17 protein-coding genes and 1 tRNA gene are annotated in these 23,521 nt (G+C 64.3%); 11 read left to right on the top strand and 7 right to left on the bottom strand.

Going from position 1 to position 23,521, the window contains the following annotated elements; all coding sequences use genetic code 11:
• Positions 1-275: 275 nt before the first annotated feature.
• From BVH01_RS15380 to BVH01_RS15370, 3 genes are all read left to right on the top strand, one after another.
• Positions 276-587, top strand: coding sequence for a DUF2288 domain-containing protein (locus tag BVH01_RS15380; protein ID WP_075931187.1), 312 nt, complete (start codon positions 276-278; stop codon positions 585-587).
• 199 nt (positions 588-786) lie between these two features.
• Positions 787-1,155 (top strand): DUF5064 family protein, encoded by a 369-nt coding sequence (locus BVH01_RS15375; protein WP_075931186.1) that lies wholly within the window; start codon positions 787-789, stop codon positions 1,153-1,155.
• A gap of 54 nt (positions 1,156-1,209) precedes the next feature.
• Positions 1,210-2,001, top strand: coding sequence for a hydroxypyruvate isomerase family protein (locus tag BVH01_RS15370; protein WP_075931185.1), 792 nt, complete (start codon positions 1,210-1,212; stop codon positions 1,999-2,001).
• Here BVH01_RS15370 and mdoH read toward each other — a convergent pair.
• From mdoH to BVH01_RS15355, 3 genes are all read right to left on the bottom strand, one after another.
• Positions 1,984-4,557 (bottom strand): glucans biosynthesis glucosyltransferase MdoH, encoded by a 2,574-nt coding sequence (mdoH, locus tag BVH01_RS15365; protein ID WP_075931184.1) that lies wholly within the window; start codon positions 4,555-4,557, stop codon positions 1,984-1,986. The genes BVH01_RS15370 and mdoH overlap by 18 nt on opposite strands.
• The gene (locus BVH01_RS15360; RefSeq protein WP_075931378.1) at positions 4,554-6,098 is read right to left on the bottom strand and encodes a glucan biosynthesis protein G; all 1,545 of its coding nucleotides are present in this window, start codon (positions 6,096-6,098) and stop codon (positions 4,554-4,556) included. The genes mdoH and BVH01_RS15360 overlap by 4 nt, the downstream gene beginning before the upstream one ends.
• A gap of 143 nt (positions 6,099-6,241) precedes the next feature.
• Entirely contained in the window at positions 6,242-7,498 is a 1,257-nt protein-coding gene (locus BVH01_RS15355; RefSeq protein WP_075931183.1) for an acyltransferase, read from the bottom strand.
• Between the two features lie 267 nt (positions 7,499-7,765).
• Here BVH01_RS15355 and BVH01_RS15350 point away from each other — a divergent pair, with 267 nt between their 5' ends.
• Positions 7,766-9,109: an MFS transporter gene (locus BVH01_RS15350; RefSeq protein WP_075931182.1), complete on the top strand. Its 1,344-nt coding sequence runs from the start codon at positions 7,766-7,768 to the stop codon at positions 9,107-9,109.
• A gap of 86 nt (positions 9,110-9,195) precedes the next feature.
• Here BVH01_RS15350 and lon read toward each other — a convergent pair whose 3' ends face one another.
• On the bottom strand, positions 9,196-11,583 hold the full coding sequence (gene lon / locus BVH01_RS15345) for an endopeptidase La (protein WP_075931181.1): 2,388 nt from the start codon (positions 11,581-11,583) through the stop codon (positions 9,196-9,198).
• Between the two features lie 197 nt (positions 11,584-11,780).
• Between lon and BVH01_RS15340 the strand changes: the two genes are divergently transcribed.
• The 6 genes from BVH01_RS15340 to BVH01_RS15315 all read left to right on the top strand — a co-directional run bounded on the left by BVH01_RS15340 (position 11,781) and on the right by BVH01_RS15315 (position 17,511).
• Positions 11,781-12,533, top strand: coding sequence for an AraC family transcriptional regulator (locus BVH01_RS15340; protein ID WP_075931180.1), 753 nt, complete (start codon positions 11,781-11,783; stop codon positions 12,531-12,533).
• Positions 12,534-12,710: 177 nt separating this feature from the next.
• Positions 12,711-13,391, top strand: coding sequence for a hypothetical protein (locus tag BVH01_RS15335; protein WP_075931179.1), 681 nt, complete (start codon positions 12,711-12,713; stop codon positions 13,389-13,391).
• The gene (locus BVH01_RS15330; RefSeq protein ID WP_075931178.1) at positions 13,378-15,684 is read left to right on the top strand and encodes a bifunctional diguanylate cyclase/phosphodiesterase; all 2,307 of its coding nucleotides are present in this window, start codon (positions 13,378-13,380) and stop codon (positions 15,682-15,684) included. Before BVH01_RS15335 ends, BVH01_RS15330 begins: the two co-directional genes overlap by 14 nt.
• Entirely contained in the window at positions 15,681-16,547 is an 867-nt protein-coding gene (locus BVH01_RS15325; protein WP_075931177.1) for a DUF3034 family protein, read from the top strand. Before BVH01_RS15330 ends, BVH01_RS15325 begins: the two co-directional genes overlap by 4 nt.
• 5 nt (positions 16,548-16,552) lie before the next feature.
• Positions 16,553-16,975 (top strand): group 1 truncated hemoglobin, encoded by a 423-nt coding sequence (locus BVH01_RS15320; RefSeq protein WP_075931377.1) that lies wholly within the window; start codon positions 16,553-16,555, stop codon positions 16,973-16,975.
• A gap of 80 nt (positions 16,976-17,055) precedes the next feature.
• On the top strand, positions 17,056-17,511 hold the full coding sequence (locus tag BVH01_RS15315) for a GNAT family N-acetyltransferase (RefSeq protein ID WP_075931176.1): 456 nt from the start codon (positions 17,056-17,058) through the stop codon (positions 17,509-17,511).
• 455 nt (positions 17,512-17,966) lie between these two features.
• Here BVH01_RS15315 and BVH01_RS15310 read toward each other — a convergent pair whose 3' ends face one another.
• From BVH01_RS15310 to imuA, 3 genes are read right to left on the bottom strand one after another with little or no spacing between them, the layout of a single operon-like run.
• On the bottom strand, positions 17,967-21,053 hold the full coding sequence (locus BVH01_RS15310; RefSeq protein WP_075931175.1) for an error-prone DNA polymerase: 3,087 nt from the start codon (positions 21,051-21,053) through the stop codon (positions 17,967-17,969).
• Positions 21,050-22,459 carry a DNA polymerase Y family protein gene (locus tag BVH01_RS15305; protein ID WP_075931174.1) on the bottom strand — a complete coding sequence of 470 codons (1,410 nt, stop codon included), beginning with the start codon at positions 22,457-22,459 and terminating at the stop codon, positions 21,050-21,052. Before BVH01_RS15305 ends, BVH01_RS15310 begins: the two co-directional genes overlap by 4 nt.
• Position 22,460: 1 nt before the next feature.
• On the bottom strand, positions 22,461-23,081 hold the full coding sequence (gene imuA, locus BVH01_RS15300; protein WP_075931173.1) for a translesion DNA synthesis-associated protein ImuA: 621 nt from the start codon (positions 23,079-23,081) through the stop codon (positions 22,461-22,463).
• A gap of 291 nt (positions 23,082-23,372) precedes the next feature.
• On the opposite strand from imuA, the gene BVH01_RS15295 reads away from it, so the two are divergent.
• Positions 23,373-23,462: transfer RNA gene (locus tag BVH01_RS15295), tRNA-Ser, on the top strand.
• Positions 23,463-23,521: the final 59 nt, after the last annotated feature.

The following is a 23,521-nucleotide window of genomic DNA, read 5'->3' as shown; positions in this document are numbered from 1 at the left end:
GTGTTTTGTTGTAGTTCTGGTAGCCAAAGCTGCAGAACCGGAGTCGACTTCCGGCCATATCCCCGGCAACTGTACCGATACAGTGTAGAGCGCAGATTTGCGCCTTGGAAAGTCGGCAGTCGAAAGAGAACGGTAAGAATGTCGCGTAATTGCAAGAAATGTATAGAAAAACGGCTAGTTCCTGACCGCCGGGCGGTTGACAGTCCCTTGTCTGTCAGCCGTCCGTCGTTATCATGGCGGCCGTCAAAAAACGGCCATCGAAATACGGAACTGCCATGAACGAACAACCAAGCACCCTCTATGCCAAATTGCTCGGCGAAACCGCCCCCATCACCTGGCAGGAACTGCAGCCGTTCTTCGCCCGCGGCTCGCTGCTCTGGGTCGATAGCGACCAGGACCTTATCGAGGTAGCCGAGGCGGTCGCCGAAAATCGCAAGGATGAGGTCGCTGCATGGCTGGATGCCGGGCGTATCGCGGTACTGAACGATAGCCGTGCGCAAGATCTGCTCGCCCGCGATCCGTCATTGTGGGCCGTGGTCGTCGCGCCTTGGGTACTGGTGCAGGAACGCGCCGAAAAGAAGCACTGAGTTCAAACGAGCGTATCAAGCCCTCTGCCATGGGTATTTGCAGCGCTCGTCTCGTGTCGAATATGCCCACTATTGGTGCTTTATGTGAGCTTTTGTGGTGCGCTTTCGCGATGGCATCATCATGTGCCGCTAGGGTCTATGTTGAGGAGCCCGATGCCTATCGCGGTTTCGGTCGATCCTTCAGCACGGGAGACAGCACATGTTCGAGCCTGGCCATTTTCATCGCAGTAACAGCGTGGCGACTGGTGACGTTCCGGTCTACGCCATCGACCTGCATTACGACATCCGTCAGGATGCGGCCGAGGGGCCGATGCTGCAGATGTCCATGAGGGGCGAGATCGACGGTGCGGCATTCGAGGAGGCCTTCGAGCTGCACCGCGATACCGCCTTCAACTTCGCCAGTGTGGTCAGCCGCCTGGCTCACAAGCATGGCCTGCCCACCAGTGTGGTGCTGATCAGCCATGAACACGAGGCGTTCGACCAGATGTTCGAGGATATCCGGCATCGCCTGGATGCCCACAGTGGCGATCCGGTCGATCTTGATCATCTTGCCAAGGACGGTCTCTAGAGCCGTCATCATCGTTAGTGCCGTTTCCAAGAATGGCCAGCCAAGGAGTCGTGCATGAAGCTATCCGCCAATCTGACGATGCTGTTCACCGAGCGGCCTCTGCTCAAGCGCATCGTGGCAGCCGCTGCGGCGGGTTTCAATGGCGTGGAAATCCAGTTTCCCTACGAAGTGCCGGCGTTGCGCCTGAAGGACGAATTGGAGCGGGCAGGGCTGCCGCTGGTGTTGATGAATTTCCCAGGCGGCGACTTTCTTGACGGCGGGCCTGGGCTGGCGGCGGTACCGGCGCGCCAGTCAGCATTCGACGAGGCGCTCGAGGCCGCATTGACCTACGCGGCCATGGCGCGCCCGCAGTTCGTCAATGTGTTGCCCGGGCGCCTGGCGGAGGGGCTCGATCGCGAGCAGGCGCTGGACACTCTTGTCGGCAATGCGCGCAAGGCCGCTGAGGCTTTTGGGTTACTGGGCATTGGCGTGGTCAGCGAGGCGATCAATCCCCTCGACATGCCGGGCTTTCTGGTCAATACGCCGCAGCACTTGCAGGCGCTGCTGGCTGCAGTCGACCACGACAATTTCCGGGCGCAGCTGGATATCTATCACATGGCGCGGCAGGGGATCGATCCGGTGGTGGCGGTGGAAATGCTGGCCGGGCGGATCGGCCACGTGCAATTCGCCGATTGTCCGGGGCGTGGTGCGCCCGGCACGGGAAGCATCGATTTCACGGCTGTGCGCAATGCACTGGAGAGCGCCGCCTACCGCGGCTGGCTGGGCGCCGAGTACCGCCCCGAAGAGGGCGATACCGGTGCCAGCCTGGGCTGGATGACCGCGTGGCGGTCAGTTGACCAGGGGTGAGGCGCTGGCAACCGGCGCCAGCTTGAGCGCCTGGTTGTCATGTTTTGGCTGGGCCGGCGCACTCTGGTTGTAGGCATGGCGCCACAGCGGGTGCTGCTCGGCCTGTTGCCACAGTTGCGCGTGCAGGCGCGCCAGCAGCACCGGGTCGCTCAACAGCGCCAGCTTGCGCTTGCCATCGAGCTTTTTCGGGCCCAGCTCCAGCGCCTCGTTCAGTGCACGTTGACGCGCCTGTTCGAGCAGCGGTGCCTGACCGTGACGTGCGGTGGCCATGGCGCAAGCCAGGGCATTGGGGAAGGGCCGCAGCACCGCTTCGATGAAACCGTTTTCCATGGCGTGCTCGCGGTTGTGCCGCGTGTAGGCGTAAGTGGACAGCAGCTCCTGAGGCGGGTTGGATTCTTCGGGAATCAGGAACAGCTTGGCCTTCTTGCTGCCCAGGCCCAGGCTCAGGCGGCTGGAGAACACCGACACCGGGATCGACAGCATCAGCGATACCACGATAGGCGACAGCCACCACAGGAAGTTCGGGTCGAGCCAGGCCACGCCGGCCATCCAGGCCATGCCCAGCAATGCCTGCCAGCCATGACGGCGCGTGGCGTCACCCCAGGTGGTGATGCCGTTGTCGCGCTGCGGCGAGTTCCAGGTGGCGGACCAGCCCAGGAACGCAGCGGTGACGAACATGGTGTGGAACAGCATGCGCACCGGCGCCAGTAGCACCGAGAAGAGCATTTCCAGGAGCATGCTCAACGTTGCCTTGAAGGCGCCGCCATAAGCCTTGGCGCCCTTGATCCAGATGAGGATCACGGCAAGTAGCTTGGGCAGGAACAGCAAGGTCAGGGTGGTGGAAAACAACGTCACCGCCAGCTGTGGATTCCAGCGTGGCCACACCGGGAACAACTGGCCGGGCACCAGGAAGTACTGTGGCTCCATCAACGTGTGGATCGCCAGCAGGGCGGTGGAGAGCAGCAGGAACATGAACCACAGCGGCGCCGACAGGTAGGACATCACGCCAGTGAGGAACACCGCGCGGTGTACCGGGTGCATGCCCTTGACCAGGAACAGGCGGAAGTTCATCAGGTTGCCGTGGCACCAGCGCCGATCGCGCTGCAACTCGTCGATCAGGTTTGGCGGCAGTTCTTCATAGCTGCCTGGCAGATCATAAGCGATCCATACACCCCAGCCGGCGCGGCGCATCAGCGATGCCTCGACGAAGTCGTGGGACATGATCGCGCCGGCGAACGAACCTTTGCCAGGCAGCGGCGCGAGGGCGCAATGCTCGATGAACGGCTGCATGCGGATGATCGCGTTGTGCCCCCAGTAATGAGATTCTCCCAGCTGCCAGTAGTGCAGGCCGGCGGTGAACAGTGGGCCGTAGGCGCGGGTGGCGAACTGCTGCAGGCGCGCGTACAGGGTATTCATGCCTGCCGCTTTGGGGGAGGTCTGGATGATGCCGGCCTGTGGGTTGGCTTCCATCAGCCGCACCAGTTTGGTCAGGCATTCGCCGCTCATCACGCTGTCGGCGTCAAGCACCACCATGTAGCGGTAATCGCCACCCCAGCGACGGCAGAAGTCGTCGATGTTGCCGCTCTTGCGCTTCACGCGGCGACGGCGGCGGCGGTAGAAGATATTGCCGAAACCTTCGGTCTCCTGGCACAGCTCAAGCCAGGCGCGCTGCTCGGCCACGGCGATATCGGCATCGCCGGTGTCGCTGAGCACGAAGAAGTCGAACTGGTCGAGCTCGCCGGAAGCTTTCACCGACTCATAGGTGGCGCGCAGGCCGGCGAACACCCGGGGCACGTCCTCGTTGCAGATCGGCATGATGATCGCGGTGCGGGCTTTCGGGTCGATCGGCTCATCACCCGCGCTGCTGCCGGAAATGCCATAGCGGTCGTAGCCACGCAGCAGTTCCCAGAAGCCCATCAGGGCCGTCCAGAAACCGGCCGATACCCAGCAGAACAGCAGTGAGAACAACGCCAGGATGCTGCCCTGAACGAGGTAGGGCAGCACCTGGAAGAAGCTTTCCTGCCAGCCTTGCTCCATCACTTCCTGCAGGTTGATCAGCGCCCAGCCCTGGTAGGGCAGGATGCTGTTCATGTACCAGGTGGCAACGGCGGTCTGGCCGAGCATCAGCAACAGCAGCACGTAGCGACGCAGCGAACCGACGCGGCGCCAGCGCGCCGGTTCCAGTTCACGCTTGGGCGGGCGTGGCGGATTGCTCTTGCCGAACAGTGAGCGAAAGCCGCGGGTCAGCAGGTTGGTGCGCCACGGCTCCGGGGTCATCTTGGTGCGGTTGAGCGGCGGGGCAGCCCTCAGGATCGGCCGCCCGGCAGCGTCGAGCGAGAGCAGGCCATTGGCTTCCAGGGGCTCGCCCGCGCCGAGTTCGATACGCCGGGCGGCGGATTTGTGCACGGCCTCTTCGGCCTCTGCCGCCGGCACACCGCCGAGGCGGGCGTGCAGTTCGGTGAAGTCGCGACAATCAGCCAGCGCTTCGCGCTCGGTGGCACTCAGAGGCAGGCTGTCCAGGTACTCGTCCAGGGCGGACTGCTCGGTGGTTTTCATTGGGGGGCAACCGTATTGGGCGGGAGTTGATAGCTCCAGGTCTCGCTAAGGGTCTTGTCACCCTCGACCAGGGCCGCGCGCATTTCCACCGCTTGCTTGGGATCCTTGACCTTGAAGCGCACCGTCATGCGCCAGCCTTTGGTGGCCTTGTTGTACTGCAACTGGTTGTCCAGCACCTCGGCGTTGTCGTTGATGCTGAAGTTGCTCGTCACGGCGGCGTCGGGCTTGAGCGCTTCGAGGGAAGGGCCTTCGAAATCCACCAGCAAAGCAATGCTGCCGTCGAGCTTGCGGGTCAGGTTGGGCTGCTTTACTTCACCGGCACTGCGCATGGTCTGCTTGACCCATGCGATGTCCTGGCCCAGCTGGGCGCGCTCGTCCTTGGTCCAGTGCATGCGATAGTCGAACGCCATCGGCTCGCCCGGCTTGGGCTGCTCGTCGGGTGTCCAGAAGGCGACGATGTTGTCGTTGGTTTCGTCCGGGGTGGGGATTTCCACCAGCTCGACCTTGCCCTTGCCCCATTCGCCCTTGGGTTCGATCCACACGCTGGGGCGTTGTTCGTAGTGATCGTCCAGGTCTTCGTACTGGGCGAAGTCACGGCCGCGTTGCAGCAGGCCGAAACCTTTCGGGTTCTGCACTTCGAAGGTGCTCACCGCCAGGTTCTGTGGGTTGTTCAGCGGGCGCCAGATGTGCTCGTCGCTGCCGGTGTGGATCGCCAGGCCATTGGCGTCGTGCAGCGCAGGGCGGTAGTTGGCCTTGGCGGAGCGCTGGTTGCTGCCGTACAGGAACATGCTGGTCAGCGGGGCGACGCCCAGCTTGGTGACGTTCTCGCGCAGGAATACCTTGGATTTCACGTCGACCACCGAATCCTTGCCGGGGCGCAGGATGAAGCGGTAGGCGCCGGTAGCGCGCGGCGAGTCGAGCAGGGCGAATATCACCAGATGCTTGTCGCCGGCTTTCGGGCGCTCGATCCAGAACTCGCGAAAATAGGGAAATTCCTCGCCGCTGGGCAGTGCGGTATCGATGGCAAGGCCACGGGACGAAGTGCCATAGACCTGATCCTTGCCGACCACACGGAAGTAGCTGGCGCCGAGCAGGCTCATGATTTCGTCGAGCTTGTCCTTCTCATTGATCGGGTACATGACACGAAAGCCTGCGTAGCCCAGATCCTTGGTGGCATCCTTGTCGACCTTGACGTCGCCGAAGTCGAAGCGCTCGGGATCGTACTTGATCTCGTTGACGCTGGTGCTGGTCACTTCGTTGATCTTCACCGGGGTCTCGAAGTGCATGCCCTGGTGGTAGAAGCTCAGCTTGAAGGGCGTCTTGCTTTCGGCCCATTCGTACTTGTCTTCACGCGCCTTGATCTGCTGGTAGTCCTTGAACGGCAGGCTGCGCAGTTCGCTGGGCAGGTTGCTGGCGGGTGCGGCGTAAGGTTTGTCCAGCAGGCCCTTGGCTTGTGAAGCCACATCATCGAGAGAGAAAGCCAGCACCTGAGCACTGAACAGCGAGGTGGTGCAGGCCAGGCACAGCGCAGCTGGAAGCATGCTGTGGCGGACAGATGCCTTGACGGTTTTGAGGATCACGGATCCCTCCAGAAAACAGTAAGAAACAGCGGCACGGTCGGCCGAACATCTCCTTCCGACCGTCGCCGTTGCAGATGATTCCTGGGAATTTCCTTCCGTTTTCCTCAGCTTGTGCTACGCCGCACGGGCAGCCACTTGAGCAGCCGTTTGCGGGTCGGCACCACGGCGTTCTCCTGAGCCCACACGCAGAGGATCACCGTCAGCAGCAGGAACAAGGGGTAGAAGACGATCGAAAGGTCCTGCTCGCCAGCGCGCACCGCGCATTCGGCCCAGTTGGCGAAGCACTCGCTGGACGCCACGCTCAGCAGCTTTTCCGAGCGTGAGAACAGGGTGAAGGCCGGAACGTGCAGCACGAACAGCGGCAATGAAGCGGCGCCCAGGCGCTGCGACCAGCGCCAAAGCCGCTGGTTATCCGGCGAGGGGGCGAGGGCGCAGAGATAGATCAGCATGATCTGTACCGGCAGCAACAGGCCGTTGTGCAGCAGGTAGTACCAGAACTGCGGGCCTTCGATCAGCCAGGCGGCAGCAAAAAAACTCGCCGGCACCGCGGCAATCATCAGCCCGATGCCGCCAGCGCCCGGTGTGCGGCCGGCATCCTGCATGTCGCGGAACAGGCCGTAGGCGAGAATGCCAGCGAGAAACTCGGGCAGGCGCACCAGCGGATTGCGGTGCAGGATGCCGGTGAACGGCATGCCGTAGTCACCGTTGAGAATCACCAGTGCGGGTGGAATCAGGTAGATCAGCATCAGCACACCGAGCCACAGCACCTTGTGCTTCAGGCGCGCCAGGCGCGGCGCCACGAAGGGAAAGGTGAGGTAGAAGAAGAACAGCGTGGAGATCGACCACAGGGGTGCGTTGAACGTCAGGTAGAAGGGGTTCCAGGCTTGCAGCATGGTCAGTTGCAGCAGGCTGTTGAGGGCCAGCTCGCCGTTGCTCATGAAGTGTTCGAGGGTGGTGCGCGAGATATCGGTCATGTCTTCGTTGGTGTCGTACACCACGAAGCGGATGCTGGCCTTGGTGTCGTCCGGCGGAATGCCCAGGCTGCTGATCACGAAGATCACCGAAATGGTCAGCAGCAGTGAAAAGATGTGCAGCGGGTAGAGGTTGGCGAAGCGCTTGCTCCAGAAACTCACCGCCGGCTCGCGCAGCTGCCCGCGCTGGCAGTAGACGTGAGCGAGCAGAAAACCGGAAAGCACGAAGAAGGTGCTGGTGGCGAAGAAGCCCACGCTGCTGAGCTGCTTGATGATCGGCAGCTTCTGCTCGGGGTAATTGTGCAGGGTGTGGAAGACCACGATGTAAAGGCCGAGTATGAAGCGCAGCCACTCGAGCCCGATGAAATGTTCCTTGTCGGTGCGGGGCATCCCCGTTCTCCTTATGCCTTGTGTCTGGCGCGTCGATCACGAATGGAGCGCCAGGTGTTGAATGCATAGCCTTCGGCGTCCAGACGGGGTTCAGACAGCTCGAATTCCGTTTCGATCTACTTGGTTTCCCCTCTTGCCGGGGCGCCATCGTCATCGCCACCTATAACCATCACGAATGATCGTGGGTTTGCCGCCTGTTTACGGCCAAGATGCAGGTGCCAGCGGCGGCAGCGGCTTGGCGTCCAACAACAATAAAAGAGCACCGTCATGTCGCAGACTAAACAAGCCGCGAATGCGTGGCGCATCCTGTTCCTGTTGTTTCTCGCCAACCTGTTCAACTTCTTCGACCGTACCATTCCCGCGATCATCCTCGAGCCCATCCGCATGGAGTGGCGGTTGAGTGACTTTCAGTTGGGCATGATCGGCACAGCCTTCACGCTGGTGTACGCCATCGCTGGCTTGCCGTTGGGGCGCATGGCCGATACCGGCTCGCGCCGCAAGATCATGGGGTGGGGGCTGGCCGCCTGGAGTGCGCTGACCGCGGTGAACGGCCTGGCCTGGAGCTACTGGAGCTTTCTGCTGATCCGCATGGGCATCGGGATCGGCGAGGCCAGCTATGCACCGGCCGCCAATTCGCTGATCGGAGACCTGTTTCCGGCCCACAAGCGGGCGCGGGCCATGGGTATCTTCATGCTCGGCTTGCCGTTAGGGTTGTTGCTGGCGTTCTTCACCATCGGCGCGATGGTCGCCGCCTTCGACAGCTGGCGCGCGCCGTTCTTCATCGCCGCGGTACCCGGGCTGATCCTCGCGATATTCATTTTTCTGATCAAGGAGCCGCGCCGCGGGGCCGCCGAAGACATTCAGGTGGCCGCCACGCCGGTCAGTCAGCCGCTGCGCAAGGTGTTGCGCATTCCCACGTTCTGGTGGCTGGTGCTGGCTGGCCTGGCGTTCAACTTCGCCACCTACGCCTGCAATTCGTTTTTGGTGCCGATGCTGCAACGCTATTTCCTGCTGCCGCTGCAGGAGGCCGCCGTGGCGACTGGGGTGATCGTCGGCCTTACCGGCCTGGTGGGCCTGACGCTGGGTGGCTGGATCGCGGATCGGATTCACCAGAAATATCGCAACGGGCGCTTGCTCTTCGCCGCCGTCAGCATGCTCGTCGCCACCCTGTGCACCGGTTATGCACTGTATGCGGGGCGTATCGAGATCGGCCTGTTCGTGGCACTGTTCGGTCTCGGCTGGCTGTTTGCCTACAACTTCTACACTTGCGTCTATACCGCGATTCAGGACGTGATCGAACCGCGCTTGCGAGCGACCGCCATGGCCCTGTATTTCGCCGGTCTTTACTTGCTGGGCGGCGGTCTGGGGCCCATTGCCGTAGGGCTGCTATCCGACCACTTTGCTTCGGCGGCCATGCTGGCGGCCGGTGCCGATGAGATGAGCGAAACCTTCAAGGCCGTTGGCCTGCACGATGCCCTTTACCTGGTGCCGGTAGCCCTGCTGCTGACCATGCTGGCATTGCTGCAGGCAAGCCGTCATTTCGTGGCGGATGCGCAGCATATGCGCGAAGGGCTTGTCGAAGCGGCTGCGGTGGATGCAGCCGTCAAGTAAGCGGCATTCGGTGAGCGGGCCTGGCACCCAGGGGCGCCGCGCCTGCCCTTGCTGCCGGGCGCAGCAAGGGCAGGGCAAGGGAGCTGTCAGTCGAACAGTACCTTGGCGACGTCGCTGAAGCGCTTGGCGAAGTGCACGGTAAGGCCTTCCTTGAGGTAGTCCGGTAGCTCTTGGTAGGAGCCGCGGTTGGCCTCGGGCAGGATCAGCTCGTGGATCTTCTGGCGGCGCGCCGCAATGACTTTCTCGCGCACCCCGCCGATGGCCAGTACCTGGCCGGTCAGGGTCAACTCACCGGTCATCGCCACACCCTTTTTGGGTGCCCTGTTGCGCGCCAGGGAGAGCAGCGCGCTGGCGATGGTGACGCCGGCGCTGGGCCCGTCCTTGGGTGTGGCGCCCTCGGGCACGTGCATGTGCACGAAGGCCTGGTCGAAGAAGGTCGGGTCGCCCTTGTAGGTTTTCAGGTTCGAGCTGACGTAGCTGTAGGCGATCTCCGCGGACTCCTTCATCACCTCGCCAAGCTGACCGGTGAGCTTGAAGCCGCGGTTGAGGGTGTGGATGCGCGTCGCCTCGATCGGCAGCGTGGCGCCGCCCATGCTGGTCCAGGCCAGGCCGGTGATCACCCCGACGCCGGACAGCACCTGCTCGCTGCGGAACACCGGCATGCCCAGGTAGCTTTCCAGATCCTTGGCGGCGATCTTGACCTTGGTGTGCGGGTCTTCGAGCAGCTTGACCACCGCCTTGCGTACCAGTTTTCCGAGCTGTTTCTCCAGCTGGCGCACGCCGGCCTCGCGAGCATAGCCTTCGATCAGGGCGCGCAGGGCGCTGTCGCTGATCGACAGCTGCTTGCTCGAGACCCCCGCCTTGTCGAGCTGCTTGGGCCACAGGTGGCGCTTGGCGATGGCCAGCTTTTCCTCGGTGATGTAACCGGACAGGCGCACCACTTCCATACGGTCGAGCAGGGGGCCGGGAATCGAATCCAGGGTGTTGGCGGTGCACACGAACAGCACCTTGGAGAGGTCCAGGCGCAGGTCGAGATAGTGGTCGAGGAATTCGACGTTCTGCTCCGGGTCGAGGGTCTCCAGCAGTGCCGAGGCCGGGTCGCCCTGAAAGCTGCTGCCCATTTTGTCGATCTCGTCGAGCATGATCACCGGGTTCATCACCTCGACATCCTTGAGCGCCTGCACCAGCTTGCCGGGCAGGGCGCCGATGTAGGTACGGCGATGGCCCTTGATCTCGGCCTCGTCACGCATGCCGCCCACCGAGAAACGGTAGAACGGCCGGCCCAGGGATTCGGCGATGGATTTGCCGATGCTGGTCTTGCCCACGCCCGGCGGGCCGACCAGCAGCACGATGGAGCCGGCGATCTCGCCCTTGAAGGTGCCCACGGCAAGGAACTCGGTAATCCGCTCCTTGATGTCGTCCATGCCGGCATGGTGATCGTCGAGCACCTTGCGCGCGTGCTTGAGGTCGAGCTTGTCCTTGCCGACCACGCCCCAGGGCACGCTGGTGGCCCAGTCGAGATAATTGCGGGTGACAGCGTACTCCGGCGAGCCGGTTTCCAGCACGGAGAGCTTGTTCATCTCTTCGTCGATGCGCTTGCGCGCCTGCTCGGGCAGGGTCTTGCCTTCCAGGCGCTGACTGAACTGCTCGGCATCGGCGCTGCGGTCATCCTTGGTGATGCCCAGTTCCTGCTGGATGATCTTCAGCTGTTCCTTGAGGAAGAACTCGCGCTGGTGCTCGCCCACCGAGCGGTTCACCTCGTCGGAGAGCTCGTTCTGCAGGCGCGCGACTTCGACTTCCTTGCGCAGCAGCGGCAGCACCTTTTCCATGCGTTTGAGAATCGGCACGGTGTCGAGCACTTCCTGCAGCACCTTGGATTGTGCAGTGGTCAGGGCGGCGGCGAAGTCGGTGAGCGGCGAAGGGTCATTGGGGCTGAAGCGGTTGAGGTAGTTCTTCAGCTCTTCGTTGTACAGCGGATTGAGCGGCAACAACTCGCGGATCACGTTGATAAGTGCCATGGCGTAGGCCTTGACCTCGTCGCGCCCGTCGTTGGGATTGCGCGGGTAGTCGACTTCGGCCAGGTACGGTGGGCGATGGTGCTTGAGCCAGCCGCGGATGCGCACCCGGGTCAGGCCCTGGGCCACGAACTGCAGCTTGCCGTCGTCATTGCTGACATGGTGCACGCGCACCACGGTGCCGTGCTCGGGCAGGCTGGAGGTATCGAAGTGGCGGGGGTCGGTGACCGGCTTGTCGACGTAGAACAGCGCCAGGGTCTTGTGCTCGGTCTTGCTGACCAGCTCCAGGGTTTCCGCCCAGTGCTCTTCGTTGACGATCACCGGCAGCACCTGCGCCGGGAAGAAGGGGCGGTTATGAATCGGAATCACATAGAGTTTGTCCGGCAGGTTCTGGCCGGGCAGCATCAGGCTGTGGCTGGTTTGCTCCGAAGCGATCTCGATATCGTGCGGGTCGTTCATGCGGCACCTGTCCATTGACGTTGAGGGTTAGATGGGGCGCCGCCGGCTTTTTTCAACATTTATTCATGTGTCAGGCGTTTCGCTTGTCAGTGCCGCCGGTGTGGCGGTTTTCCCGCCATCAGGCCTCCTGTCGCTACCCATACAGTTTTGCCCGGCAACGCGGTAGAGTGCGCGCGTTGCCCATCGAGTTGCGAATCATGCTCAACGCCCGCCTCATGCGCCTGGACGACCAGGCCCACGAACACACCCACGACCATCATCAACTGGTGATGTCGGTGTCCGGGCGTGCCGAGTTCGAGGTGGTCGGGCGTGGCGGCGAGGTGTGCCGCATGCGCGCCTGCCTGGTGCCGGGCGACGCCGATCATCAGTTCGCCGGCATTGGCGACAACCGCATGCTGATCGTCGACCTCAACGAGCAGGACATGTCCAGCGAGGACCTGCAACTGCTCGGCCACCTGTTCGACACGCCGCGTTACCCGCAGCTCGATGCCGACTTCCAGCACCTGCTCTGTTATGCCGGCGCCGAACTGGAGCGTTACGGCAGCGACCCGCTGCTGGCGCGGTCGCTGGGCGGCGTGCTGCTGCGCGCCCTGCATCTGCGGCTGTTCGGCGAGCAACCCAGCCGCGGCCACGGCTCGCTGAACGTGCAGCGCCTCGATGGCTATATCGCCGACAACCTGGCGCGGCGCATCAGCGTGGCCGAACTGGCCCATGTCGCCTGCTTGAGCCCGAGCCATTTCCACGCCCAGTTCAAGGACAGCGTCGGCCTTACACCCCATCAGTACCTGCTCAAGGCGCGCCTCGATCGCGCCACACGGCTATTGCGGGGCAGCGGATTACCGCTGGTGCGTATCGCCGAGGAGTGTGGCTTCTCCAGTCAGAGCGCGCTGACCACCGCCATGCGCCGTTATCTGGGGCTCACGCCAAAGCGTCTGCGCGGCAGCGAGTAGCGCTCAAGGCCCGGTTTCGACGGCTTTTCGTCAGATAGTGGCGTTTTGCCTTTTTTCATCGTTACAAAAGCTCGAACTTATCCCCTGGGGCAGCTAATCTTTCCCGCAGACCTTCCTGATCAGCGAAGAGGCCCGTGCGGCCTTGCGGCAGGGCCGAGCGGCCCTTGACGAGCTCTTATGACCAAACGCTTTTTTCTCGCTGCACCTTTGTACCTGATCGGCGCGCTGGGCGTCGCCGAGGCGGCCAGCCTGCAGGGCGACGTGGTGGACGCCAAGGGCGCACCGCTGGCCAATGCCGTGGTGACGCTGCAGGGCCCTGCCACTGGCGCAGCGGCGCCCGGCAAAGCGGTGATGGACCAGCAGGAGATGCGCTTCGTGCCGAGCGTGCTGGCCGTGCGTACCGGTACGGCGGTGACCTTTCCGAACCGGGACGACATCCGCCATCAGGTCTATTCGTTCTCGCCGGCCAAGCGTTTCGAGCTGCGCCTTTACCAGGGCACGCCCAGCGCACCGGTGGTGTTCGACAAGCCGGGCCTGGTAGTGCTGGGCTGCAACATCCATGACTGGATGGTGGGCTACATCTACGTGACCGACGATCCCTGGTTCGCCGTCAGCGACGCCCAGGGCAAGGTCAGTTTCGACAACCTGCCGACCGGCGATTATCGGGTGACCCTCTGGCATCCGGCGCTGCCCGACATGCAGCCGCAGCAGGGCGAAGCGTTCAAGGTCGAGGGCAGCGCGGCGCAGCATCGTTTCGCCTTGCCGGTCGAGGCCTCCGCTGAAGCCGAGCCGCCGGGCGCGCCGCCCAGCGCCTTTGGTGATGCCTTCAGGAAAGCCGTGGAACATGGTTCGCACTAGTTTCCAGGCGCGCATCGCCAGTGTGCTGATCCTGCTGTTGCTGGTGGTGGTCGGCGCGCTTTACTTCGCCGTGCAAGCGGCCACCACCGCCTCGATCCGCACCCAGGCGCGCGAGCAGCTCGACGTCGGTACCGGCGTGTTCGGCCAATTGCTCGATGTGCATGCCCGGCAGCTGCGCGATGCGGTGCAGGTACTGACCAGCGATTTCGGTTTCCGTGAGGCGGTGGCCAGTGGCGACGAGGCGACCATCCGCTCGGCGTTGCTCAACCATGGTGCGCGAATCAACGCCGGCGTGGTGATGATGTTCGACATGGACGGCAAGCTCAGCGCCAGTACCCTCACGCCGATGTCGGTGCCGCGGGCCGAGCAGATCAACGCGCAACTGAGCCGGCAGGGGCAGAGCGTGTTGATGCCCTTCGATGGCCGCATCTACCTGCTGGTGCAGGCCACCGTCAGCGCGCCGCTGCCCATCGCCCGGCTGGTGATGGGCTTTGCCATCGACGAAGGTTTCGCCCGCGAGCTGAACCAGCTGACCCACCTCGAACTGACCTTGACCGGCAGCATGGACGGGCAGCCCGATGTGCGCGTGAGCACCCTGGACGACATGCCGATGATCACCTTCGATGGCGACAGCGGCGAGGTCATGCACGGCGGCGAGCCGTTCCTGGTGCAACGTCTGGTGCTGGCCAGCGGTGACGGCTTCCGGGTGCAGGCATTGCTGCAGCGCTCCCTCGAACAGGCCAGGGGCTCGGTGGCCGCACTCAACAAGCAGATCCTGCTGATCGCCGTGGCAGCCCTGGCAGCATCACTCTTGGGCGCGCTGTTGCTGGCGCGCAGCCTGTCGCAGCCGATCCGCCGTCTGGCCGGTGCAGCGGAGCGTGTCGGTCAGGGTGATTACGAAGTGCCGCTGGCGCTCGACCGCTCGGATGAGCTCGGCAGCCTGGCCAAGGCCTTCCAGAGCATGCAGCACGGCATTGCCGAGCGTGAGCGGCAGCTGGCCCATAACGCCCTGCACGATCCCTTGACCGGCCTGCCCAACCGTAACCTGGCGCTCGAGCGCCTGAGCAGCGCGATCATGGCCGAGCGGCACATCGCCTTGCTGTACCTGGGCATCGGTAATTTCCGCACCATCACGGAAAGCTGCGAGGCAGGCGGCGGCGATCGCCTCATGCAGCAATTGGCCAACCGCCTGCAGGTGGCACTGCGGCCGTCCGACAGCCTGGCGCGGCTGCATGGCGACGAGTTCGTGCTGCTGCTCGATGGCGCCGATGTCGACAGCGCGGTGGCCACCGCCGACCGGGTGCAGCAGCTGTCCATGAAGCCCTTTCGTATCGATAACGTGGACGTCGCCCTGGATTGCCGCATCGGCATCGCCGGCTATCCCAGTGATGGCGTGACGCCGGAAGAACTGCTGCGCCGCGCCGGTATCGCCATGCAGGACGCCGGCCACCTGGCCGGGCGCATCCAGGTTTACGAAAGCGGCCGCGACGCCGTTCAGCAGCGTCAGGTGCAACTGATCCGCGACTTGCGCCGCGCTGCGCAGCGCGAGGAACTGCTGTTGCACTACCAACCCAAGCTGGACGTGCGCAACCCCGCGCGCATTCAGGCCGAGGGCCTGCTGCGCTGGCAGCATCCGCAGTTCGGCATGGTGTCGCCAGGCGAGTTCATCCCGCTGGCCGAGCGTACCGGCAGCATCCAGACCCTGACTGCCTGGGTGATCGAGGAGGGCGTGCGCCAACTGCAGGAATGGCGTCAGCGCGGGCGGGTGGTGCAGCTGTCGCTGAACATCTCCACCGAAGACCTGATCGATACCGAACTGCCTACCCGCGTCGGTCGGCTGCTGGCCCATTACCAGGTTCCGGCCGCCCAACTGATTTTCGAAATTACCGAGAGCGGTGTGATGCTCAACCCGGCGGCGGCCTTGCAAGTGCTGCACGGGCTGCGTGAAAAAGGCATCGGCCTGTCGGTGGACGACTTTGGCACCGGCTACTCTTCACTGGCGCAGCTCAAGCGCATGCCGGTGCAGGAGTTGAAGATCGACCAGTCGTTCATTCGCGAGCTGGACGACACCAGCGAAGACGCGGTGATCGTCCGCTCGACCATCGAGATGAGCCACAGCCTGGGCCTCAAGGTGGTGGCCGAGGGCGTCGAGCTGCAGCGCAGCCTGGACCTGCTCGACCGCTGGCAGTGCGACAGCGTGCAGGGCTATCTGATCAGCCGACCGCTGGCGGCGCAGGCGTTCGAAACCTGGATGCAGCGGCCGTTAACTTCTCCCGTTTCTCTGGTGCATTGACCATGTGGCTATCTCAACTGACCGGCGCCCTCCTGTTGGGCATGTTCACCTCGGCGGCTCTGGCCAGCGAAGGCCGTCTGCTCGCCACCGGCGGTGCCAGCAGCCTGGAAGGCGCAGCTGGCGGGGGCATCACGCCCTGGGCGGTGCTGGCCGGCTATGGCGAGAAGGGCGAGTGGGGCGCCGACGTGTTCGCTACCCGGGTGGAGACCGGTGACTACCGCCTGGATGTCGCCGGCATGGCCGTGGCTTACGACAACCGCATTGAGCTGTCCTACGCGCGCCAGCGCTTTGACCTGGGCAACCTGGCCCGCAACCTGAGCCTGCCGGAAAACAGCCTCAGCCAGGACATCTTCGGCATCAAGGTGCGCCTGTTCGGCGACCTGATCTACGACCAGTTGCCCCAGGTTTCCCTGGGTATCCAGCACAAGCGTCAGAAGGATTTTCTCATCCCCAGCCTGGTCGGCGCCCAGCGCGACGAGGACACCGAAGGCTACCTGACTGCCAGCCGGCTGATCCTCGGTGGCGCCTTTGGCTACAACCTGCTGCTCAATGGCGGCGTGCGCTACAGCCGCGCCAACGAGTTGGGCCTGCTGGGTTTCGGGGGGGATCGCCGCGACCGTCGCTCGGTGCTCAAGGAAGGCTCGGTGGCGGTGCTGCTCAACCGCCAGTGGGCGGTGGGCGTGGAGTACCGGGAAAAACCGGACAACCTCAACTTCGCTGGCGAAAGCGACTGGGCCGATCTGTTCGTCGGTTACTTCCCCAACAAGCATCTGGCCATCGTACTGGCCTACGCGCGCCTCGGCGAGATCGCCACGCTGGATAACCAGAACGGCGCCTACCTGTCCGTGCAGGGGAGTTTCTGAGCATGCTGCGTTCATTGTGCATTGCGCTGTTGGCGCTGGTGTTGATCGGCTGCGCGCAGCAGCCGGCCAAGGATGACAGCCTGTACCGCGACCTGGGCGAGAAGCCTGGCATCACCCGTATCGTCGAGGGCATGCTGATCAACGTGGCAGGCGACCCGCGCATCGTGCAGTTCTTTGCCAAGGTCGATATCGCCGGGCTGCGTGACAAACTGGTCGACAAGTTCTGCGTGATCGCCGGCGGGCCCTGCGTGTACACCGGTGATTCTCTCGAGGAAAGCCACAAGGGACAGAACCTGTCGCCCAGCCACTTCAATGCCCTGGTCGAGAACCTGCAGGCTTCGATGGACAGCCAGGGCGTGCCGACGCCCGTGCAGAACCGTCTGCTGGCGCGCCTGGCGGCCCTGCGTGGGCAGGTAATCGAAAAGTAGGTCGGCAGCCCCCATGACGAAATGGGGGCGAAGCGGGTAGAGTCGCTGGCTATTTCCGAACCTCCAGCCGCGAGCCGATCATGTCTGCAACCTGGCACTGCAAACACCACACCGAACTGACCAAGACCGAGCTATACGCCGCCCTCGCGCTGCGTACCCAGGTATTCGTGGTCGAGCAGAACTGCCCGTATCTTGAAGTCGATGGCCATGATCTCGAAGGCGACACCTGTCACCTGCTGGGCTGGCGCGGCGATGAGCTGGTGGCTTACCTGCGCCTGCTCGACCCGGCGCTCAACGACGGTGAAGTGGTGATTGGCCGCGTGGTGACGGCGGCCATCGCGCGGGGCACCGGGCTCGGCCACGGCATGATGGAGCAGGCACTGCTGGCCTGCGGCCTACGCTGGCCGGGCTTGCCTGTTTACATGTCCGCCCAGGCGCATTTGCAGGGTTATTACGGCCGTTATGGGTTCGTGCCCGCCACTGATGAATACCTGGAAGACGATATTCCCCATATCGGCATGCGCCGCGCGCTGTAAGAACCTGTTCACGATCTTTTTAGGCGACATCAAAGAGGCTGCTGCAAGGCAGGAGCAGACACTCAAACCAACCTGTGGGAGCCCCGACCTCGGGGCGAAACGATTGCAGCCTGACTGCCTATTTCGGCGGTGCCTGAGCGATTCGCCGCGAGGTCGCGGCTCCCACAATGGATCGGATAACGGCCGCTACCACTTAGCTGCCAAAAGCGACGAAACTATTAGTGAAAAATTATGAATGGGTTCTAAGCGACGGTAATGCGGCAGTGCTAATGGCCGGTGTGAGAGCGCGCGGGGACGCCTAGTTCATGCGCGCGAAAAATCATGGGAATGTACTGGTCGTCTCTGCCCTTTCCCATGAAATCGGGCGCATGGCGCCCTCCCACAAAAGGCCGGATCAACCCCAATGCCGGCGGGGCCGCCCCCCGCAGCGTAACCACAATGCTGCATCCCCGCCCTCAATGAAAATCCCGGCTGCGCACATCCAGCCCCACCAGCCAGTCGGTGAGGTCCACCAGCCGCCCGGCGATCACGTGTTGCACGCCGTTGGCGGCTTCCAGGTGGCCGTCGATGCGCAGCAGGCGGGACTGCAGCAGCGTCTTGCGCTGGCGCTCGGCCAGCTCCAGGCGCACCAGCACGTTGATCATGCCGAACTCGTCCTCGAGGGTCACGAAGGTCACGCCGCTGGCGGTTTGCGGGCGCTGGCGGCCGATCACCAGGCCGGCCACGCTGACCATCCTGCCGGGCTCCACGCGCTCCAGTTCGCGTCGGCTGCGGCAGCGGGCGGCCCTGAGTTTGCCCCGCAGCAGCGCCAGCGGATGCGGGCCGAGGGTGGTGCCCAGGGTCGCGTAGTCGGTCAGCAGGTTCTCGCCGATGCTGGGGCGCGGCAGGCTGATGGCGGCTTCCTGTTGGGCGGGCAGGCTGGCGAACAGCGGCAACTGCGGTTCCACGCCGGCGATGGCCCAGCGTGCCTGGTGGCGATGGCCGACCAGGGCCTGCAGGGCGCCTGCATCTGCCAGGCGCGCGCGGGCGTTGTTATCCAGTCGGGCGCGCTGGCAGAGATCGGCGATATCGCCGAATGCCGCCTGCTCGCGGGCGGCGGCGATACGCAGCGCCGCGTCCTCGCGAAACCCCTTGACCAGGCACAGCCCCAGACGGATGGCCGGCTGCGGCTTGCCGATATCTTCCAGGGTGCATTCCCAGGCGCTGTAGCGCACGTCCACCGGGTGGATGCGCAGGCCATGGCGGCGTACGTCCTGCAGCACCTGGTCGGGGTTGTAGAAACCCATCGGCCAGCTGTTGATCAGCGCGCAGGCGAAGGCTGCCGGCTCGTGGCACTTGAGCCAGCAACTGGCGTAGGTGAGCAGGGCGAAGCTGGAAGCGTGGGACTCGGGAAAACCGTAGCTGCCGAAGCCCTTGATCTGCTCGAAGATGCGGTTGATGTATTCGATTGGGTAGTCCTTCTCGAGCATGCGCCTGGTCAGCCGCTCACGGTGCGGCTCCAGGCCGCCATGGCGCTTCCAGGCGGCCATGGCGCGGCGCAGTTCGTCCGCCTCGCCGGGTGAGTAATCGGCGGCGATGATCGCCAACTCCATCACCTGCTCCTGAAACAGCGGCACGCCCAGGGTGCGCTCGAACACTGGCTGCAATTCCTCGGAGGGGTAGGTGACTTCTTCTTCGCCGGTGCGGCGGCGCAGGTAGGGATGCACCATATCGCCCTGGATCGGCCCCGGCCGCACGATGGCGACCTGGATCACCAGGTCATAGAAGGTTTGTGGCCGCAGGCGCGGCAGCATGGCCATCTGTGCGCGGGATTCGATCTGGAACACCCCCAGGGTGTCGGCGCGGCTGATCATCTCGTAGGTGGCGGTGTCCTCGGCCGGCAGGCTGGCCAGCGTCCAGCGCTTGTTGCGGTAGGCGGCCAACAGGTCGAAGCAGCGGCGCAGAGCGCTGAGCATGCCGAGGGCCAGCACGTCGACCTTGAGCAGGCCGACGGCGTCGAGATCGTCCTTGTCCCACTGGATCACGGTGCGTTCGGCCATGCTGGCGTTTTCCACCGGCACCAGGGTGTCGAGCGGTGTCTCGGAAATCACGAAGCCGCCGGGGTGCTGGGAGAGGTGGCGGGGAAAGCCGATCAGCTCGCCAGCCAGCACCAGCACCCGGTGCAGCACTTTGCTCTGCGGGTCGAAACCGGCCTCGCGCAGGCGTTCGGCATCGGGAATGCGGTCGCTCCAACGACCGCAGCAACCGGCCAGGGCGTTGATCTGGTCGGGCGGCAACCCCAGGGCCTTGGCCACGTCGCGAATCGCCCCAGCACCATGGTAGGTGCTGACCACCGCGGTCAGCGCCGCGCGCTCGCGGCCATAACGGCGGAACACGTACTGGATGACTTCCTCGCGGCGGTCGTGCTCGAAATCCACGTCGATGTCCGGCGGCTCGTTGCGCTCGCGGGACAGGAAACGCTCGAACAGCAGGCGGCTGCCCTTGGCCATCGGGTTCAGTTCGGTGATGCCCAGGGCGAAGCACACCGACGAGTTGGCCGCCGAGCCACGCCCCTGGCAGAGAATCGACTGCTCGCGGGCGAAGCGCACGATGTCGTGCACGGTCAAAAAATAGCTCTCGTAGCCCAGCTCACTGATCAGCGCGAGCTCCCTTTCGATCTGCGCCCGCGCCTTGTCACTGATGTCATCGCCCCAGCGCCAGCGGATGCCGTCCTCGACCAGGTGGCGCAGCCAGGAACTGGCGTCATGGCCAGCCGGCACCAACTCGTGGGGATACTGATACTTGAGGTCGTCGAGATCGAATCGGCAACGCTCGGCGATGCGCAGGGTTTCGGCGAGCAGTTCGGGCGGATACAGCTCGGCCAGTTCCTCGCGGCGGCGCAGGTGGCGCTCACCATTGGCGAACAGGTAGGCGCCGGCCTCGGCCACGGGCAGATGGTGGTGGATGGCGGTCATGCAATCCTGCAGGGCGCGGCGGCCACGGGCATGCATATGCACGTCGCCACAGGCCACGGCAGGGATGCCCAGTCGCCGTGCCAGGCCCAGGCCATGCTGCAACAGCGCTGCATCGCTGGCGCCACGGTGCAGCTCCACGCCCAGCCACAGGCGCTCGGCAAAGCGCTCGTGCAACCAGGCGCCGGCCCTGGCGTCGTCGTTCGCGGTGGGCAGCCAGATGGCCAGCAGGCCATCCGGTGCTTCGGGCAGGTCTTCGTCGAGCAGGATGTAGCGGCCTTTTTCCGCACGCCTTCTGGCACGGGTGATCAGCGCGCACAGGCGCTGGTAACCGGCGAGGTTCTCGACCAGCACGATCAGTCGGGCACCGCTCGGTAGGCGCAGCTCGCTGCCGACGATCAGCTTCACCTCGTGCTCCTTGGCGGCCTGCCAGGCACGCACGATGCCGGCCAGGGTGCACTCGTCGGTGATCGCCAGGGCGCGATAGCCGAGCAGCTTGGCGCGCTCGAACAGTTCGGCGGCGCTGGAGGCCCCGCGCTGGAAACTGAAGTTCGACAGGCAGTGCAGCTCGGCGTAGTCGGGCAGGCTCATGCGAACCAGCCGTGCAACTGCAGCGGGCCGTCTTCACCGACACTGCGAAACGCCCAGCCGCGCTGGCCACTGCGCGTTTCGATCAGGTAGTAATCGCGGCGCACGTCCTCGCCATCCCACCAGCCGGACTCGATGCGCTCCGGGCCGCTGAGAATATGCAGTGGCTCACGCAACACCTGGGGCTCCGGCAGCAGCCAACTGGGCCGGGCAGCGCTCGTGCTGGGCAACGCAATGCGGCTGGTATCCGTGCGCCAGGCCTTTTCCGGGCGATGGTCGGCATGGGCGGCCAGGCCTTGTACGGCGTCGTCGCCCAGGCGTGCGCGCAGGCGTTCACGCAGTTGCTCCCAGCCTAAGGTTTGCTGCGGTCGGTCCTCGAACAACGCCTGGTGCTGCGGCACGAAGGTCGGCAGGTCGCGGGCCACCAGGCGCAGCGCCAGCACCGGTGACGGCAATTGCAGCTGTTCCAGGCGGCCGCGAGTGAATTCCAGCAGCATGCCCGCTTCTCGCTCGGCACTGAGCAGGCCGACGGGTAGCAGGCTGTCGTCACCGTCGCGGTGCTCCAGGTGCAGCACGAAACGCTGCACGCCGCAGTCCCGTCCTGCCAGGTAGGTGGCCAGGTCCGCGGTCAGGCGCCGTAGCGGAAACAGCAGGGCTTGAGTCGATTCCACCTCGAAGTGCAGCTCCAGCCGGCTGTCGAACACATCCGGCGGGCGGTAGTAATCCAGCGCCAGCGGGCGCAGGCCCATCAGGGTATCCAGGCCGGCCAGCAGCTCAGGCGCGAAGCGCCGCGCCAGGCTGTCGCGGGGTAGCGCCTGTAACTGGCGCACCTGGCGCAGGCCCATGCGCGCTAGCGTCGTGGCCAGTTCTTCCGGCAGGCCGATGCGATCCAGCGGCATGGCCGCCAGCCGCTCGCGCAACGCCTGCTCGTCGGTGATCGCCAGGCCATCGTGCAGGTTGGCGAGCATGCGCGCTGCGGCAGGGTGATGTGCCAGGGTAATGCGATGGCGAAAGCCCAGCGCCGTCAGCTCCTCACGCAGGCGCGCCTCGAAACGTGGCCAGGGCCCGAACAGCGACAGGCTCGATTGCACCTCGAGCAACAGGCAGCGCGGATAGTGCAGGCTCACCTGGGAGCTGAAACCGTAGGCCCAGGCCGCCAGGAAGCTGCGCCAGCGCTCTATATCGGCGGGGTCGTACTCGGCGCTGGCGAATGCGCAGTTCAAGGATTGCGCCGCCGTCAGCGTCAGCCCCGGGCGCAGGCCGAGCGCCCGCGCGGCCGGGTTGACCGCCTGCAACATGCGCCGCTGGGGTGCGCCGCTCAGCAACACCAGCGGCGCTTCGGCCTCTTCACGGCCACGCAACACGCCGTCCATGGCCAGTTGCGGCAGCAGGATGCACGCCCAGCGCATATCAAAAGCCCCAGCCGCTCAAATCAAACGCGCGCGACGGTGGTTGCCCACCTCGGCACTTGAGCACCCGCACCTGGGCGGGCTGCGCCTGGATGGTCAGGCGCAAGGCCGCCGGCGAAGGGTTGCGCGCCTCATGCAGCGGGCGGTAGGCGAAGGCCAGGGTCTGCCCGGTTTCGGCGGCAATCTGCAGGCGGCGCAGGGCACGGTCATTGGCCCGTTGCGGCCACAGCACCACCGCCCCGCAACTGCCCGAACGCAGGCACTGCTCGGCCGCCCATAAGGCATCCCGCGCGCTCGCCTGGATCAGCGCCAACTGCTTCATCTCCACCCCCGCTGCCGACCAGGCGCCGGGGTAGGGCACGTAGGGCGGCGCGACCAACACCACCCGCTCCCCGGCAGCGCTCAAACGCGCCAATGTCGCCAGCACCACGCGCAGCTCACCGATACCTGGCGCCTCGACGAGCAGCTCGCTCAACGCTGCTTCCGGCCAGCCACCGCCTGGCAACGAAGCATCCAGCGCCGCGTTGCCCGTGGGCTGGTGGCCGCTGGGCGCGACAATGCCCTGGCCACGCCAGATACGGCGTTCGTTGAGCAGATGATCGATAGCGACGACGGAAGACATGGCGGATGGATAGCAAGAAAATACTGTTCAAATGTACAGTATTCTGCCTGGCCAGCAAGGCACTATCCGCTGAGCGGATGGCAGCAGGCTCGGCCAGCGCTTCCCGATGCCGATAGACTCCGGGCCACAGCCCCGATACGACGGGCTCTGGCGCGCGGCATCGGGCACGCCAACCAGCCAGTTGCCATGCAGCCGTTACCGACAAATGAGCCAAGCATTTGATAGCACGCGAAAAAAATTACGCGATGGGCTTCGCCAAAGCGAATTCTGCTGATATCATGCGCGCCGCCTGGGAAGATGCCGGAGTGGCCGAACGGGACGGATTCGAAATCCGTTGTATCAGCGATGGTACCTAGGGTTCAAATCCCTATCTTCCCGCCATATCTCAAGCCTAAGCCCCTGAAATTCATAGAGTTTCGGGGGCTTTTGCTATCTGCGGC

Origin of the sequence: Pseudomonas sp. PA1(2017) (genome assembly GCF_001945375.1) — a bacterium.
Taxonomy (GTDB): domain Bacteria; phylum Pseudomonadota; class Gammaproteobacteria; order Pseudomonadales; family Pseudomonadaceae; genus Aquipseudomonas.
The sequence above is the reverse complement of the archived record's forward strand: the minus strand, read 5'-3'. Positions and strand labels throughout refer to the sequence as shown.

Bases quoted from the DNA above. Each gene is read 5' to 3' on its own strand.
- BVH01_RS15380 (WP_075931187.1), top strand. From the start codon at position 276: ATGAACGAACAACCAAGCACCCTCTATGCCAAATTGCTCGGCGAAACC.
- BVH01_RS15375 (WP_075931186.1), top strand. From the start codon at position 787: ATGTTCGAGCCTGGCCATTTTCATCGCAGTAACAGCGTGGCGACTGGT.
- BVH01_RS15370 (WP_075931185.1), top strand. From the start codon at position 1,210: ATGAAGCTATCCGCCAATCTGACGATGCTGTTCACCGAGCGGCCTCTG.
- mdoH (WP_075931184.1), bottom strand. From the start codon at position 4,557: ATGAAAACCACCGAGCAGTCCGCCCTGGACGAGTACCTGGACAGCCTG.
- BVH01_RS15360 (WP_075931378.1), bottom strand. From the start codon at position 6,098: ATGCTTCCAGCTGCGCTGTGCCTGGCCTGCACCACCTCGCTGTTCAGT.
- BVH01_RS15355 (WP_075931183.1), bottom strand. From the start codon at position 7,498: ATGCCCCGCACCGACAAGGAACATTTCATCGGGCTCGAGTGGCTGCGC.
- BVH01_RS15350 (WP_075931182.1), top strand. From the start codon at position 7,766: ATGTCGCAGACTAAACAAGCCGCGAATGCGTGGCGCATCCTGTTCCTG.
- lon (WP_075931181.1), bottom strand. From the start codon at position 11,583: ATGAACGACCCGCACGATATCGAGATCGCTTCGGAGCAAACCAGCCAC.
- BVH01_RS15340 (WP_075931180.1), top strand. From the start codon at position 11,781: ATGCTCAACGCCCGCCTCATGCGCCTGGACGACCAGGCCCACGAACAC.
- BVH01_RS15335 (WP_075931179.1), top strand. From the start codon at position 12,711: ATGACCAAACGCTTTTTTCTCGCTGCACCTTTGTACCTGATCGGCGCG.
- BVH01_RS15330 (WP_075931178.1), top strand. From the start codon at position 13,378: ATGGTTCGCACTAGTTTCCAGGCGCGCATCGCCAGTGTGCTGATCCTG.
- BVH01_RS15315 (WP_075931176.1), top strand. From the start codon at position 17,056: ATGTCTGCAACCTGGCACTGCAAACACCACACCGAACTGACCAAGACC.
- BVH01_RS15310 (WP_075931175.1), bottom strand. From the start codon at position 21,053: ATGAGCCTGCCCGACTACGCCGAGCTGCACTGCCTGTCGAACTTCAGT.
- BVH01_RS15305 (WP_075931174.1), bottom strand. From the start codon at position 22,459: ATGCGCTGGGCGTGCATCCTGCTGCCGCAACTGGCCATGGACGGCGTG.
- imuA (WP_075931173.1), bottom strand. From the start codon at position 23,081: ATGTCTTCCGTCGTCGCTATCGATCATCTGCTCAACGAACGCCGTATC.